This is a genomic window from Mycobacterium heidelbergense (genome assembly GCF_050205645.1).
Taxonomy (GTDB): Bacteria; Actinomycetota; Actinomycetes; order Mycobacteriales; family Mycobacteriaceae; genus Mycobacterium; species Mycobacterium heidelbergense_A.
Genome location: NZ_JBNMQT010000004.1, coordinates 121,343 through 136,536, shown reverse-complemented (window position 1 = coordinate 136,536; position 15,194 = coordinate 121,343). Strand labels below are relative to the sequence as shown.

General features: G+C 68.8%; 14 protein-coding genes. 3 read left to right on the top strand and 11 right to left on the bottom strand.

Annotation, left to right across the window (positions count from 1 at the left end):
- Positions 1 to 27: 27 nt before the first annotated feature.
- From dapA to ACQI5H_RS05820, 6 genes are all read right to left on the bottom strand, one after another.
- Positions 28 to 930, bottom strand: coding sequence for a 4-hydroxy-tetrahydrodipicolinate synthase (gene dapA / locus ACQI5H_RS05845; protein WP_427078458.1), 903 nt, complete (start codon positions 928 to 930; stop codon positions 28 to 30).
- A gap of 85 nt (positions 931 to 1,015) precedes the next feature.
- Entirely contained in the window at positions 1,016 to 1,780 is a 765-nt protein-coding gene (gene thyX / locus ACQI5H_RS05840; protein WP_427078457.1) for an FAD-dependent thymidylate synthase, read from the bottom strand.
- 22 nt (positions 1,781 to 1,802) lie between these two features.
- Entirely contained in the window at positions 1,803 to 3,041 is a 1,239-nt protein-coding gene (locus ACQI5H_RS05835) for a winged helix-turn-helix domain-containing protein (protein WP_427078456.1), read from the bottom strand.
- Between the two features lie 25 nt (positions 3,042 to 3,066).
- Complete coding sequence (locus ACQI5H_RS05830; protein ID WP_427078455.1) at positions 3,067 to 3,801, bottom strand: cell division protein DivIVA; 735 nt, start codon at positions 3,799 to 3,801, stop codon at positions 3,067 to 3,069.
- A gap of 93 nt (positions 3,802 to 3,894) precedes the next feature.
- Positions 3,895 to 4,398, bottom strand: coding sequence for a dihydrofolate reductase (locus tag ACQI5H_RS05825; RefSeq protein ID WP_427078454.1), 504 nt, complete (start codon positions 4,396 to 4,398; stop codon positions 3,895 to 3,897).
- Positions 4,395 to 5,195, bottom strand: coding sequence for a thymidylate synthase (locus tag ACQI5H_RS05820; protein WP_427078453.1), 801 nt, complete (start codon positions 5,193 to 5,195; stop codon positions 4,395 to 4,397). Before ACQI5H_RS05820 ends, ACQI5H_RS05825 begins: the two co-directional genes overlap by 4 nt.
- Positions 5,196 to 5,315: 120 nt before the next feature.
- On the opposite strand from ACQI5H_RS05820, the gene ACQI5H_RS05815 reads away from it, so the two are divergent.
- The gene (locus ACQI5H_RS05815) at positions 5,316 to 6,056 is read left to right on the top strand and encodes a dienelactone hydrolase family protein (protein WP_427078452.1); all 741 of its coding nucleotides are present in this window, start codon (positions 5,316 to 5,318) and stop codon (positions 6,054 to 6,056) included.
- Positions 6,057 to 6,335: 279 nt separating this feature from the next.
- Positions 6,336 to 6,842, top strand: a complete 507-nt coding sequence (locus tag ACQI5H_RS05810) for a PAS domain S-box protein (RefSeq protein WP_427078451.1) — start codon at positions 6,336 to 6,338, stop codon at positions 6,840 to 6,842.
- Here ACQI5H_RS05810 and ACQI5H_RS05805 read toward each other — a convergent pair.
- Genes ACQI5H_RS05805 through ACQI5H_RS05795 form a run of 3 tightly spaced genes read right to left on the bottom strand, consistent with a single transcriptional unit; the run spans position 6,839 to position 9,926 of the window.
- A complete protein-coding gene (locus tag ACQI5H_RS05805; protein ID WP_427078450.1) occupies positions 6,839 to 7,948 on the bottom strand; it encodes an acyl-CoA dehydrogenase family protein in 1,110 nt (369 codons plus the stop codon). The two genes, ACQI5H_RS05810 and ACQI5H_RS05805, sit on opposite strands and share 4 nt — an antisense overlap.
- Positions 7,945 to 9,147, bottom strand: coding sequence for an acyl-CoA dehydrogenase family protein (locus ACQI5H_RS05800; protein WP_427078604.1), 1,203 nt, complete (start codon positions 9,145 to 9,147; stop codon positions 7,945 to 7,947). The genes ACQI5H_RS05805 and ACQI5H_RS05800 overlap by 4 nt, the downstream gene beginning before the upstream one ends.
- A gap of 14 nt (positions 9,148 to 9,161) precedes the next feature.
- Complete coding sequence (locus ACQI5H_RS05795) at positions 9,162 to 9,926, bottom strand: SDR family oxidoreductase (protein WP_427078449.1); 765 nt, start codon at positions 9,924 to 9,926, stop codon at positions 9,162 to 9,164.
- A gap of 148 nt (positions 9,927 to 10,074) precedes the next feature.
- Here ACQI5H_RS05795 and ACQI5H_RS05790 point away from each other — a divergent pair, with 148 nt between their 5' ends.
- A complete protein-coding gene (locus ACQI5H_RS05790) occupies positions 10,075 to 10,404 on the top strand; it encodes a PE-PGRS family protein (protein ID WP_076122029.1) in 330 nt (109 codons plus the stop codon).
- A gap of 3 nt (positions 10,405 to 10,407) precedes the next feature.
- Here the strand turns inward: ACQI5H_RS05790 and ACQI5H_RS05785 are convergent, their stop codons facing one another.
- Positions 10,408 to 13,644 (bottom strand): carboxyl transferase domain-containing protein, encoded by a 3,237-nt coding sequence (locus ACQI5H_RS05785; RefSeq protein ID WP_427078603.1) that lies wholly within the window; start codon positions 13,642 to 13,644, stop codon positions 10,408 to 10,410.
- Positions 13,641 to 15,176: a class I adenylate-forming enzyme family protein gene (locus ACQI5H_RS05780; protein ID WP_427078448.1), complete on the bottom strand. Its 1,536-nt coding sequence runs from the start codon at positions 15,174 to 15,176 to the stop codon at positions 13,641 to 13,643. Before ACQI5H_RS05780 ends, ACQI5H_RS05785 begins: the two co-directional genes overlap by 4 nt.
- Positions 15,177 to 15,194: the final 18 nt, after the last annotated feature.

Genomic DNA, 15,194 nt, shown 5'->3' with positions numbered 1-15,194 from the left:
ACCCTCACTTCTCGCTCATCGGAGCACTCATCGGAGCACCGATGCCGCCCGCATATCGGCGGCGAGCGCCTCGCTCTGTTCCGGTGTTGCCGCCATCTGTGGCAGTCGCGGATCGCCGACGTCGAAACCCTGCAGGCGCAGGCCGGCCTTGGACAGCGTCACCCCGCCCAGCCGGCTCATGGCATCGCAGAGCGGGGCGACCAGGACGTTGATCTTGCGAGCGGTGGCGACGTCTCCGGAGTTGAAGGCGGACAACAACTCTCGCAGTTGGCCCGCCGCGACGTGCGAGATCACGCTGATGAAGCCGGTGGCACCCATTGCCAGCCAGGGCAGGTTCAGTGCGTCGTCGCCGGAGTAGTAGGCCAGCCCCGTCTCGGCGATGATCTGACCGCCGCTGTGCAGGTCGCCCTTGGCGTCTTTGACGCCGACGATGTTCGGGTGCGCGGCCAGCGCGCGGAGGGTGTCGGGCTCGATCGGAACCACCGAGCGCGGGGGAATGTCGTAGAGAAGCACCGGCAGGTCGGTCGCGTCGGCGACGGCGGTGAAGTGTGCGTGCAGCCCGGACTGCGGCGGCTTCGAGTAGTACGGGGTGACCACGAGAAGGCCATGGGCGCCTTCGGCCGCGGCGGCCTTGGCTAGGCGGATGCTGTGCGCGGTGTCGTAGGTGCCGGCGCCGGTGATCACACGGGCGCGGTCTCCCACGGCCTCCAGCACGACTCGCAACAGCTCGCGCTTCTCGTCGTCGGTGGTGGTCGGCGACTCGCCGGTGGTACCGGAAATCACCAGGCCGTCGCACCCCGCGTCCACCAGGCGGTTCGCCAGCCGCGCCGCCGCGATCGTGTCGAGCGAGCCGTCGGCGCCGAAGGGCGTGACCATCGCTGTTAGCAGAGTTCCCAGGCGTGCCGGGGCGTCGAATCCGACGGTACTCACGGTGTTCAGGCTACCTGGCGGCGGCAAGCTTTTTAGCACCTACCGGCCCGGTTGTGTCCCCGTGCGCCGCTTCAGGCTTCACCCTTCACGCTTCGGTCGCCAGCGGGCTGGTGGCGACCTCGGAGCCGTCGGAGAGGGTGGAGACCTCGAAGTCGGCGAACACAGCGGGCGCGACGGCGGCGAGCTGGCGCAGACACTCGATGGCCAGCCGGCGGATTTCGACGTCGGCGTGCTCGCTGGCCCGCATGGCGATGAAATGCCGCCAGGCGCGGTAGTTCCCGGTCACCACGATGCGGGTTTCGGTGGCGTTGGGCAGCACCGCGCGCGCGGCCTGACGCGCCTGCTTGCGGCGCAGGGCTCCCATCTTTTCGGTGGGCTGGCCCGTTGCGAACTTGGCCTCCAGCCTGGCCAGCAGGTCGGCGTAGGTGGCCCGGCCAGCATCGGCCGCGGCGGCGAGGATCCGCTGGAGTTCCGGATCGTCCTCCATGCCCGGCGGCACGACGACCCGCGACTCCTTTTCCGGGACGTAGCGCTGCGAGAGCTGCGAGTACGAGAAGTGCCGGTGCCTGATCAGCTCGTGCGTACACGACCGCGAGATGCCGGTGATGTAGAACGAGACGCTCGCGTGTTCGAGCACCGAAAAGTGGCCGACGTCGATGATGTGCTTGATGTAGCCGGCGTTGGTCGCGGTCTTCGGGTTGGGCTTGGACCAGCTCTGGTAGCAGGCTCGCCCGGCGAACTCGACCAGCGCGGCGCCGCCGTCGGCGTCGGTGGTCCATGGCACGTCGGGGGGCGCCAGGAATTCGGTCTTGGCGATCAGTTGCACGCGCAGCGGCGCGGTCTCGGCCACGGCGCTCACCTTAGCCGGGCCATCAGCCGACCCGCTTGGAAGCCGAGCGCAGGTCGCCGGCCAGGTTGCCCCGGGTGGACACGCTGAACCCGCCCAGGCCCAGCCACGAGGCCATGGACCGAAGTTCGCCGGCAAGCGCCGCGGCAACGCGCCCGCGCGCCACGTCGGGCTCGGCGAACGCGCCCACCACGCGCAGCGCATCCGCGGCGCGGTCGGCCTTGAGGTCGACCCGCGCGACGAGCCGGCCGTCCAGCAGCAACGGCCACACGTAATAGCCGAACTGGCGCTTGGCCGCCGGCGTGTAGATCTCGATGCGGTAGTGGAAGCCGAACAGCCGCTCGACCCGGGGCCGGAAGAAGATCAACGGGTCGAACGGGCACAGCAGCGCGGTGCCGCGGTCATGGCGCGGCACCGACCGGCCCGCCCGCAGGTACGCCGGCGCGGACCAGCCGTCGACGTCGACCCGCTCGATCTCGCCAGCGGCCAGCAGGTCGGCGATCGCGGGCTTGACCTGCTGCGCGGACAGCCGGAAGTAGTCGCGCAGGTCTGTCTCGGCGGCCACACCCAGCGCGGTGGCGGCACGCAGCGTGAGCTCGCGGACGGCCTCGTCGTCGTCGACCTCGCGCGCCAGCACCTCCGGCGGCAGCACCCGTTCCACCAGGTCGTAGTGGCGGGCGAAGCCGACCCGGGTGGCGGTGGTGAGCACCCCGGCGGAAAACAGTGCCTCGGCCACCCACTTCGTGTCGCTGCGAGTCCACCAGGTGCCCTTCTTGCGGCGCGGCGCGAGGTACACAGAGGCCAGATGCGCCTCGATCTGCCCGGCGGTGCTGGGCCCCAGCTCCGCAACCGCGGCGACGACGTCGTCGGCGAGTTGCGGATTGGCCTGCAACGCCTCGAGAAACCGGTGGGGGCCCCAGCGGCCATGCCGATACTGACGCATCCGCCAGCGCAGCAGCGGCCAGTCTTCGACGGCCATCAGCGCGGCCTCGTGGGCCCAGTATTCGGCCAGCAATCGTGATGAACGCGGGCCCCACGCCGCGCGGTCCAGCACGTCGCGGTCGTAGGGGCCGAGTCGGCTGAACACCGGCGCATAATGGGCGCGCACCGCGACCGACACCGAATCCAGTTGCAGCACTTGGATTCTCGATATCAGACGCTTCAGATGCGCCCGGGTGATCGCGCCGCGGGGCGGCGGCTCGTTAAATCCTTGGGCCGCAACGGCTATCCGCCGGGCTTGGGCGCCCGTCAGCCTGGGAGACACGGCGCCGAGAATACTGGCCGCGCCTCTAGTGGGTTGACCCCGCGCCGACCTTCCCGTCCAGCGGCACCACGGAGCTCGTCTCGTGGCTTGTCTCTGGGCTCCCCTCCGACGGGTTGTCCCGTTCTTGGTACGCCGCCTCGAGCGCTCCCGGAACCGCTTCCAGATCGCGGTAGACCCCCATCAGGTGCTCCAGGATCTTGATCCGTTGCTGACTCGCCACGTCCACGGCCCGCCGGGCCTCGTCACGATCCCGGTCGGCTCGCTGCTTCGCGTCGGCGAGGAGCTGCTCGCGCGCCCGCTCGGCGTCGTCGCGCAGGGTGGCCAGTTCGGCCTCGAGCTTTTCCTTGGTTTCCTGGTATTCGGCTTCCAGGGCTTTTTGCTGCGCAGCCATGTCGGCGAGCATCTCGTCGCGCCGTCGCCGCGTGGCCTCGGCCTCCGCCTCCGCCGCCGCGATCAGCGCTTCCGCCTCGGTCTTCGCCTCGGCCTGCATCTCGGAAACCTCGTCGACCGCGCGCCGCAGCATCTTCGCCATCCGCTTTTGCATCGCGTGCGGCGAGGGTGAGGTGTCGGTGAGGACGGCGACCTCCTTGCGCAGCGCGGCCGTTTCGTCGCCGGATTCCCGCAGCCGGGCCCGCAGGCTCTCGACGTCGTCGAGTAGCAGCTTCTGCTTGGTGGTCAGCACCTCGATGTGGGCGTCGACGGCGGCCGGGTCGTAGCCGCGGAACATGCGGGTGAATGTCTTTGCGGGTTCGGTTATCACTGCCAATTCCCCTCCTGAAAACTCCTGGAAACACGGTCAGACCGACCCCCGGTCGAGTATGTCAGGTCAGCCCATGGGCGCGGACACGTGCACTCATTGCCGAGAGTAGCTGTGAAACCGGTAGCGCAGCCCGGTGCGGCTGAGCTTCCACTCGCCCGTGCGGGCCGCCCATTCGTCGTCGAGCACCGGGGCCAGCGCGTCCTCGTCGTCGCGGGGCAGATCGATCTCGACCTCGGTCACCTCACAGCGGGTGGCATGAGGCAGCCCGAGCAGGTAGATCTGTGCCCCGCCGATCACCCACGTCTCGGGCTCGCTGTCTGCGAGGGCACACGCCGCGTCCAGCGAACCGACGACTTCGGCTCCGTCCAATTTGAAGTCGCTCTGGCGGGACAAGACGATATTTCTGCGGCCGGGCAACGGCCGAACCCTGGCCGGCAGCGAGTCCCAGGTGCGACGGCCCATCACCACGGCGTGGCCCATGGTGACCTGTTTGAAGCGAACCAGGTCTTCGGGCACCCGCCAGGGGATGTCGCCGCCGCGCCCGATCACACCGGACGTCGACTGGGCCCACACCAGGCCCAGGCCAGCGCGCGTCATACAGCGACGGGAGCTTTGATCGCTGGATGCGGATCGTAATTCTTCACGACGACGTCGTCGTAGGTGTAATCGAAGATCGAATCCCTTTTGGCCAGAACGAGTTCCGGGTACGGCCGGGGCTCGCGACCGAGCTGCAGCCGCACCTGTTCGACGTGGTTGTCGTAGATGTGGCAGTCGCCGCCCGTCCAGACGAACTCGCCGACCGCAAGTCCGGCCTGGGCGGCCATCATGTGGGTCAGCAGCGCATAGCTGGCGATGTTGAACGGCACACCGAGAAACAGGTCCGCGCTGCGTTGGTAGAGCTGGCAGCTCAGCCTCCCGTCGGCCACGTAGAACTGGAAGAACGCGTGGCACGGCGGCAGCGCCATCTGCGAGATTTCGCCGACGTTCCAGGCCGACACGATGATCCGCCGCGAGTTCGGGTCGGTGCGCAGCAGGTGCAGCGCGGCGCTGATCTGGTCGATGTGCTCACCGGTAGGGGTGGGCCAAGATCGCCACTGCACACCGTAGATCGGGCCGAGATCGCCTGTGCTGTCAGCCCATTCGTCCCAGATGGTTACCCCGTGCTCGTGCAGCCAGTTGACGTTGGACTCGCCGCGCAAGAACCACAGCAACTCGTAGACCACCGATTTGAAATGCACCTTCTTGGTGGTCAGCAGCGGAAAGCCGGCCGACAGGTCGTAGCGCAACTGCTGACCGAACAGGCTGCGGGTTCCGGTGCCGGTGCGATCCGATTTGGCCGCGCCCCGCTCGAGCACCACGCGCAGCAGGTCCTCGTAGGGCGTTGGAATCGGCACGCGGCCAGCTTAGCGGCGATCGCAAGCGCGCGGTGGGGGCACCTCCCGCTTGCGGGGGACCGGGCGCGGCGGGTCGACGCCAAAAAATTACGTCTCGACCCGCGGAGTAGAACGGAGGGCATGCCGAGCATTGAAGACACCGTCACCACCGAAGACGGCAGCTGCGCCGTCCACCTGTTCACGCCCGACGGCCCGGGACCCTGGCCCGGCGTGGTGATGTTCCCGGACGCCGGGGGCGTCCGGGACACCTTCCACCAAATGGCGGCCAAGCTCGCCGGGTTCGGCTACGCGGTGCTGCTTCCGGATGTGTACTACCGCAACGGCGATTGGGCCCCGTTCGACATGGCCACCGTGTTCGCCGACGAACGGGAACGCAGGCGCCTGTTCTCGATGATCGGCAGCATCACCCAGGACAAGATGGCCGCCGACGCCGGCGCCTTCTTCGACTACCTGGCCGCTCGCCCCGAGGTGTCCGGAGAGCGATTCGGAGTGTGCGGCTATTGCATGGGCGGGCGGACGTCGCTGGTGGTGGCCGGCCGCGTTCCGGACCGGGTCGGGGCCGCGGCGTCCTTCCACGGTGGCGGCTTGGTGAGCGACGCGGCGGACAGCCCGCACCTGCTGGCCGACCGGATGAGCGCCACTGTCTATGTCGGTGGCGCCGAGAACGACGCATCGTTCACGGCCGATCACGCCGAGCAGCTGGACAAGGCGCTGACGGCGGCCGGCGTGGCCCACACCATCGAGTGGTACTCGGCGGCTCATGGCTTCGCCGTCCCGGACAACCCGCCCTATGCCCCCGCGGCCGACGAACGGCACTGGGCGGCGATGACGGACCTGTTCGCCTCGGCGCTACCGCGCTAACTCCCCGGGGTCTGGTGGGGCCAGATGTTTGCTGCGACACAGCGACAATAGGTGTCGCCAGCAAATGGATTCGGCGCCAGCTAATAAAGTGCCCTAGCAAAAACAACGCGATACCATGCGGCCCACGGCAATCAATTATGCACGTGGCTAATAGCAAATCCGGCTGCAGAAATATGGACTTCACCGCCAGGGATACCCTAGCATTTGCTGCCAGCGGTATGGGTTGGGAGGGAGCTCTACCCCGTCGGGGACAGGGCCCGCGTATTGACGGAGTGAGCCGTGGCTACGGACGGTCCCACGACTGTGGGCGGTGAACGCATCGAGCGCCGGCGCCCGAAGCGGCCCGGCCGGTTGCCCATCGAAACGCTGCAGGATATGCCCGCGCTGGTCGTCTTGCAGCGGCTGCCGGCGCCGGCCCTGGCGGTCGATCGGGCCGGAACCATCCTCTTCGCCAACGCGGCGTTCTGCGACATGGTGGGCTATTCGTCGAACGACGAGCTGCCGACGAATTTCGACGACGTCTTTCGGAGCCTGCCGGCGGACGACCGCTGGATCGCGCTCGTTGGCACCGACGGTCCGCGGCTGGTCGAGCTGCGGCACGAGGAGGGCCACGCGGTGTGGGCCAGCATGAGCAAGTCGGCCATGCGGCGCCGTGACGACACGGTCGCGCTGGTCAGCTTCCATGACCTCACCGAAGAACTATGGCTGTGCAGTAAAGCCCTCGAACTACCGCATGAAGCGTTGGCCCGAACGTCGCGGGGCGTCTTCCGAAGCGGGGCGAGCTAGCCCGCCGGCAGGTCCACCAGCTCACCCAGTCGGGCCCGGTGACGATAGGCGGAGCCGAAAGCCAACTGGTCACTCTTGGCCCGCTTGAGGTACAGGTGCGCCGGATACTCCCACGTCATCCCGATACCGCCGTGCAGCTGCACGCACTCCTCCGCGGCGTGCACCGCGATTCCGCTGCAGTAGGCCTGCGCGAGGGCCGCGGCGATGCCCGCGTCTTCGTCGCCGCGGGCGCGGGTGTCCGCCGCGTAGCGGGCCACCGCCGTCGCCGAACCGACCTCGAACCACAGATCGGCAAGCCGGTGCTTGATCGCCTGATAGGAGCCGATGGCGCGGCCAAATTGCTTGCGCTGCTTGGTATAAGCCAGCGTGGTGTCGAAGCACCACTGCGCCACCCCGAGTTGCTCCGACGCCAGCAGCGCCGCGCCGGTCTGCAGCGCCTCAGTCACGGCCCCGTCCGCCTCCCGGTCGGCCGGCCCGACCCGCGAGGACGGCGCCGCCGAGAACCGAACGTTCGCAAGGGGTCTCGTCATGTCCAGGGCCAGCAGCGGCGACACCTCGACGCCGTCGGCGGCGGCGGAGGCGGTGTGCAGTTCGAGCCCGTCGGGACCGGCAACCGGCACCACCAGCACATCGGCCTCGGCGGCGCCCGCGACGCTGGTGACCGACCCATGCAGCCCGTCGTCGCCGAGGCCGACCCCGGCGATCGGATCGCCCGGGGCCGTCGACAGCGGCACCGCCAGCGCCGCGGTGACCGAACCCTGCGCAAGCTCGGGCACCGTCTCGGTGTCGCCGGCCCCCAACAGCGCGACCGTGGCCAGCACCGCGCTGGACAGGAACGGCACCGGCGCGACGGCCCGGCCGATCTCCTCCATGACGACGGCGGCCTCGCGGGCACCCGCGCCGGCGCCGCCGAGGGACTCGGGCACCAGCAACGCGGCCACCCCGAGGTCGGCGGCCAGCGTCCGCCATAGGGCCGAAAAGTCTTGCGGCGCTTGGTCGTATGCCCGGGCCACCGTCTCGGGCGGGCAGCGGTCGGCGAACAGGTGGCGCACGCTGTCGCGCAGGGCGTCCTCGGTGTCGGAGTACAGCAAGTCGCCGGTGCTCATCGGTCCAGGTCCTTCCAGGCGACGTCCTTGTCGACGCGGTGTTCGCCCGGCAGGCCGAGGATCCGCTCGGAGATGGTGTTGCGCAGGATCTCCGAGGTGCCGCCCTCGATCGAGTTGCCGCGCGCGCGCAGGTAGCGATATCCGGGCTCGCGACCGACCAGGTCGACCGTCTCGGGTCGGCGCATGGTCCAGTCGTCGTAGCGCAGCCCCGCTTCGCCGTGCAGTTCGATCTCGAAACCCGAAATGGCTTGCGCCAGTTTGGCGAAGGCCACCTTCATGCCGGCACCTTCCGGACCGGGCTGACCGGCGACGGCCTGCTGCCGCAGCCGTTCACCGGCCAGGCGAAGGACTTCAGCGTCGACCCACAACCGCATCAGCTCGTCGTGCATCGCGGGGTTGCGCAGTTCGGGCTTTTCTCGCCAGGCTTTGGTTACCTTGCCGATGTGGCCGCCTTCGCGCGGGACACCGGCGCGGGTACCGATCGCGACCCGCTCGTTGTTGAGCGTGGTGGTCGCAACCCGCCAGCCGCCGCCCTCCGGGCCTAGCCGATTCGCATCCGGCACCCGGACGTCGGTGAGGAACACCTCGTTGAACTCCGCCTCGCCGGTGATCTGGCGCAGCGGCCGGACGTCGACGCCGGGTTGCGTCATGTCGCACAGGAAGTACGTCAGGCCAAAGTGTTTGGGTACCGTCGGGTCGGTGCGGGTGACCAGGATCGCCATGTTCGCGTGCTGCGCCTGCGATGTCCACACCTTCTGCCCGTTGACAATCCAGTCGTCCCCGTCGCGCACCGCGCGCGTGGCCACCCCGGCCAGGTCCGATCCGGCACCCGGCTCGCTGAATAGCTGGCAGTAGATCTGCTCCCCAGTGAACAACGGGCGCAGGAACTTTCGCTTCTGTTCGTCGGTCCCGAACGCCGCGATCGTCGGTGCTGCCATGCCCATGCCGATGTAGTTCTTGACGGTGCCGCCGACTGGCGCGCCGGCGGCGGCCAGCTTGGCATCGACGAACTCCTGGGCTTTCCGCGGTAAGTCCAGTCCGCCGAAACCCTTCGGCAGGTGCACCCAGGCCAGTCCCGCGTCGTACTGTGCGCCGAGGAATTCCCGCGGGTCACTGGTGGCGGGGTCGTGTTCGTCCAACAGCGCCTGCACCCGCGCGTCCAGGTCGGCGGTGACGTCAGTGACGTCCTGGTAATTCATTGGCGGCGGGGCGCTCATTGCCGGAACCCGAACACCTGGCCGAGCAGCAGACCGCCGTCGATGACCATCGTCTCGCCGGTGATCCAGCTCGCCGCGTCGGAAACCAGGAAGGCGACCGCCCCGGCCACATCGGTTGGCTCACCGATGCGCCCGAGCGCGATCGACGAGGCCAGCGGATCCTCGTGGTCCTTCCACAGCGCCTCGGCGAGCCTGGTGCGCACCACACCGGGCGCGATGGCATTGACCCGCACGCGCGGCGAAAGCTCCAGCGCCAGCTGCTTGGTGACGTGGATCAACGCGGCCTTGGTGGCGTTGTACATACCCATGGCCGGTGATTGATGCAGGCCGCCGATGGACGCGGTGTTGACGATCGCGCCGCCGTGCTCGCCCATCCACGACTTGACGACGAGCGAGGTCCACAGCAGCGGCGCCCAAAGGTTGACGTCGAAGATCTTGGTGAAGCGGGCGTGGTCCTGGTCGATCAGCGGGCCGTACGCGGGATTGGTGCCCGCGTTGTTGATGAGGATGTCGACGCTGCCGAAGCGCTCCAACGTCACGTCGACGCAGCGCCGGGCCGCGTCCTCGTCGACCGCGTGAGCGCCGACGCCCACGGCCTTCTCACCGACTTGCGCCGCGGCCGCCTCGGCGGCCTCCTGCTTTCGGGCCGTGAGCACGACATTGGCGCCGGCGGCCGCCAGCTGCTGGGAAATCGCAAGCCCGATGCCGCGGGAAGCGCCCGTGACTATCGCGGTGCGGCCGGTCAAATCCAGTGAGGTCATGTGATGTGCCTTCTGTCTACTGCACTTCTACTGCACTTCTATTGCGCTTCGTACTGCACTTCGTACTGCACCAAATAATTTTCGTTCGCGATGTTTTGTACACGTGTCGACGTGGTATGCGAGACGCATGTTAGCGAAACTAACTCTCATGAAACCACTGGTGGTAGCCGGGGCAGTCGCCGCGGCGATCGCCGCGGCACCGACGGCAGCTGCTGACGTTTTTGCGGTGGGAGCAGCGACGACGGGGCCGGCGCCCACCCACGTTGTGTTCAAGGACGACCCGGGCGGCGGCGGCTGCGACGCCAACGGCAACTGCGGTTCCGGTGGCCAGAACCAGGGCCCCGGCGGCGGTCCGGGCGGGCAGGGCTGCGTGCCGGGTGTCGGCTGCGGCTCCGGCGGCCAGTTCGCGGGACCCGGCGGCGTACCGGGCGGGCAGGGATGCCTTCCGGGCGTCGGTTGCGGATCCGGTCACGGATAACGGTCACCGATAACCGTTCGGTTCTCGGTCTCCCGGGAGCCTGGTAATCCAGGCCCGGGAGTCCGCAGGATCGATCACGTCGTCGAGTTCGAATGTGGTCGACGACCGCAGCGCTTTGCCATGCTCGTAGGCGGCCGCTACCAGCTTGTCGAATAGTTGCTGACGCTCGACCGGATCGGCTTGGGCGGCGAGCTCCTTGCTGAAGCCGAGCCGCACGGCGCCCTCCAGCCCCATGCCGCCGATTTCTCCGGTCGGCCACGCCACGGTGAATTGTGGCGCGCGGAAGGAGCCGCCGGCCATCGCCATCGCGCCCAGGCCATAACCCTTGCGCAGGATGATCATGCCGAGCGGCACGGTCAGCCGGGCGCCGAGGACGAACATCCGGCCGAATCGCCGGACCGCGGCGTCCTTCTCCGCGTCCGGCCCGACCATGAATCCCGGTGTGTCGCAGAGCGAGATCACCGGCAACCGGAACGAGTCGCACAGCGCCAGGAAGTCGCCGGCCTTGTCGGCCGCCTCGGCGTCGATCGCGCCGCCGAGATGGTGACTGCTGTTGGCCAGCAACCCGTATGCCACACCCTCCACACGAACCAGCGCGGTGACGATCCCGACACCGTAGTCGGGCCGCAGCTCCAGGACCGATCCCTTGTCGACGATCGATTCGATCGCCCGGTGCACGTCGTAGGCGCGTAACCGGTTCTGCGGCACCACATGCCGGGCCAGCCGCGGATCGGGCGCCTCCCACTCCGGGGAGCTGCCCTGGAAGTACGACAGATACTGCTTGGCCAGCGACACCGCGTGCGCCTCGTCGCGGGCGACCAGGCTTACCACGCCGTTGTGCCGCTGGACGTCGATCGGCCCGATCGCCTCCGGCGGGTACACGCCGAGGCCGCCGCCCTCGATCATCGCGGGACCGCCCATCCCGATGTTCGCGTCCGGGGTCGCGATGATCACGTCGCATACCCCCGCGAGCGCGGCGTTGCCCGCGAAGCACCGGCCGGAGACGATCGCCACCAGCGGCACCCGGCCGCTCAGGCCGGCCAGCATCCGGAAGGTCGGAACGTCCAGCCCGGCGGCGCCGCCGACGTCCGTATCCCCGGGTCGCCCACCGCCGCCCTCGGCGAAAAGCACCACCGGCAAGCGCTTTCGGGTAGCCAACTCGAAGACCCGGTCGGTCTTGGCGTGGTTGCGCATGCCCTGCGTGCCGGCCAGCACGGTGTAGTCGTACGACACGACGACGGCCTCGGCTCCCCCGATGGTCGCCACGCCGGCGACCAGGCCGTCGGCCGGGGTGTTGGCGATCAGATCCTCTTCCGAGCGCCGGCTGCGCTGCGCGGCGATGGCCAAGGCGCCGTACTCGACGAAGCTGCCTGCATCGACCAGATCGGCGATGTTCTCCCGTGCGGTGCGGCGGCCTTGCTTGTGCCGCTTGGCAACCGCGGCCTGCCGGCCCTCATCGAGGGTGAGCAGGTGGCGCTCGCGGACCTCGTCGAGGTCGGCGCGGGGCCGATCGAGATCCATTGCGGCCGAGGCGGACTCGCCGGCGCCTGCGGCTCCGGTTCGGGTGAAGACCAGCAACGGGTCTCCGGTGCCGACGACCTGGCCGGGTGTCACCAAGCTGCGCACGGTGGTCAGCGCGTCCGGCGCGACGAGCGCGTGCTCCATCTTCATCGCCTCGAGGACGACAAGCTGGGCGCCGGGGGCGAACTCCACGCCCTCCGGGGCCACCTCGACCACGGTGCCGGCCAGCTGCGCGCGCAGCGCTTCCTCACCCGGATAGAGCTCGACGGTGGCAACACGGGTTTCCTGCTGGCGCGTGCTAGCCGCGGCCGCCAATTCGGGCATCTTTTCGTCGAGGAAACCGGTCGTTACGATACCGGTTTGGATTTCGCTGTCGGACAACAACTCTCGCAAAAACTCGATGTTGGTGCGAACGCCCTCGACGCCGAACTCGCCCAGGGCGGTGCGGGCCTTGCGCACCGCCGCGGCGAACGACGATCCCCGCACATGGGCGACGACCTTGGCCAGCAGCGAGTCGTACCGCGTGTTGGTGACCAGGCCCGGGCGGCCGTAGCTGTCGACGCGAACTCCCGGACCGGTTGGCGGCGAGAACACCGTCAAGGTGCCAGCCGCGGGGACGACGGACCCGTCGGCGGCAAACGTCTCCATGTTGACCCGCGCCTGTATCGCGATGCCCCGCCGCGCGGCGGGTTCGCCGATGACTTCGGTTCCGTCGGAGGCGATTCCGGCCGGAAGGCCCAGCTGGTAGTAGGACGCTCCCTGGGCGATGGCCAGCTGGACCGCGACCAGGTCTACCCCCGTGGTTTCCTCGGTGATCGTATGTTCCACCTGGATACGGGGATTGATCTCGAGGAAGACGTATTCCGTCCCAGCCACCTGCTCCCCCGTTACCAAGAACTCGACCGTGGCCAGGCCGTGCAGGCCGACCCTGGCGCACAGCCGGACGGCGGCTTGGTGCAGTTCACGGCGCAGGTCATCCGAAAGCCCTTGCGCGGGCGCGATTTCGACGAGCTTTTGGTAGCGACGCTGGATGCTGCAGTCGCGATCACCGAGTGCCAGCGCGTGCGTCTGGTACCCCGCCGGTGCGCCCACGACCTGGACCTCGATGTGCCGCGCGGCGTCGAGAAGTGCCTCGGCGAACAGCGCCGGATCGCCGAAGCCCAGTTGTGCCTCCGCGGCGCACCGGCGATACGCATCGTCGATGTGATCGGCGCTGCGCACCTGGCGCATTCCCCGCCCGCCGCCGCCGGCGAGCGCCTTGATCATGATCCCGCCCGGCTGGGCGGCGAAAAACGCCCGGATGTCCTCGACGGTGCTCGGGCCGTCGGTTGCGGGCAGCACCGGCAGCCCGGCGGTGATCGCGGCGGCGCGGGCCGTCGATTTGTTGCCGGCCAGCTCGAGCACGTCGGCGTCGGGGCCCACGAACGTGTATCCGGCCGCCCGGCACGCGCGGGCGAACGCGGCGTTCTCGCTCAGGAAACCGTAGCCCGGATGAATCAGCGCGGCGCCGGACTTTTTTGCGGCCGACAGTATCTCGGCGTGATCGAGGTAGGCGTGCGGGCCGGCGCCGGACAGGCCGATCGCCTCGTCGGCCGCGTGCACATGCGGGCTCTCGGCGTCGTCCTCGGCATAGACCGCAACCGTTTGCAGGCCCAATTCCGTTGCGGTGCGGACGATGCGAAGCGCGATCTCGCCGCGGTTGGCGATCAGTAGCGTCATCGCAGCGGGTCGCCCCACTGGACCTGCTCGCGGAGCTTGCCCTTGAGCAGCTTGCCGCCGGCGTTGCGGGGCAGCGCGCTGTCCACCACCGTCACGTACTGCGGCACCTTGAAGTCGGACAGCTGGGCGCGGCAGTGATCGAGCACGGCCGTCACGTCGATCCGGTCTTGGTCGCCGAACAGCACCGCACCGACCTTCTCCCCCATGACCTCGTCGGGCACCGCCAGCACGCAGGCATCCGCGACATTCGGCGCCGACAGCAGCACGGCTTCCACCTCGACGCTGGAGACGTTCTCGCCGCCGCGGTTGATGATGTCCTTGAGCCGGTCGACGATGTGCACCCGGCCCGCGTCGTCGACCCGCACCACGTCACCGGTGTGCAACCAGCCGTCCACGATCGTGGCGGACGTGGCCTCGGGCCGGTTCCAGTAGCCGCTGGTCACATTGGCCCCGCGCACCACCAACTCGCCCACGCCGGGCTCGTCGCCACCGAACGGGACCAGGCCGAGATCCACCGATGGCACCGCGTATCCGACCGAGTCGGCGTGCTCGATCGCGTCATCGTCGGGCAGGACCGTCATCAGCGAGGCGGTCTCGGTCATGCCGTACCCGTTGAACACCGTGGCTTGGCCGAACGCCTCCTTCACCGCACGCACCAACGACGGGGCGATCGGCGCACCGCCGTATCCCACCCAGCGGACCCCGGACACGTCGGCGCTTCGAAAGGCCTTGTGCCGCAACATCAAGGCGTAGATCGCCGGAACGGTCACCATGACCGAGATTCGCTCGGCGCTCAGCGTGGCGATCAGTTCATCGAGGTTGAGCGCGGGCATGATCACCGACGCTCCCCCGAGACGGGCCGCGGCCAAAAGCTGTGAGTTGCAGCCGGTCACGTGGAACAGCGGCACCGAGATCAGGGTTCGCATACCCTCGCCGAGATCCCTCGGCTGCTTGAGACACCGGATCGCGTTCTCGGTGTTGGTCACGAACGCCTCGTGCGTGGTCGGCACCCCCTTGGGGTGGCCGGTGGTTCCCGAGGTGTAGAACAGCGCGGCCGTGTCGGTATGGCTGAGCCCGTGGGTCACGTGCGGGTCCCCGTCGGGCAGCGGGGTGTCGGGCGCGAGGTCCATCCGGGCGCCCGAGTCGGACAGCACGAACTCGACCTCGGGCTGCGCCGATCGCGTATTGACCGGCACCGCAACGCCCCCGGCCATCACGATGCCCCAGAACGCGAGCACCCAATCGATGCCGGCCGGGTAACGCACGGCGACACGGTCACCCGGGGCGAGCCCGTCGGCCCGCAGACCGCCGGCGACCCGCGCCGCGCGGTTCCACAGTTCCCGGTACGTCAGTCGTCCGGCGCCGAGCTCGACAACGGCCTCGCTATTCGGGCGGTTGTCGACCTGCTCGGCGAGCATGTCGAGCAGCGTGGCGGGTAGGCGGTCATAGTGCGGGATGCCGTCGGGATCGCGGGAGACGCCGGTGCTCGGGAAGGGGTTGCGGTCACTGGGAATTTCGATCACTGCAGGCATGCCCTGTCCTTGTCCTAG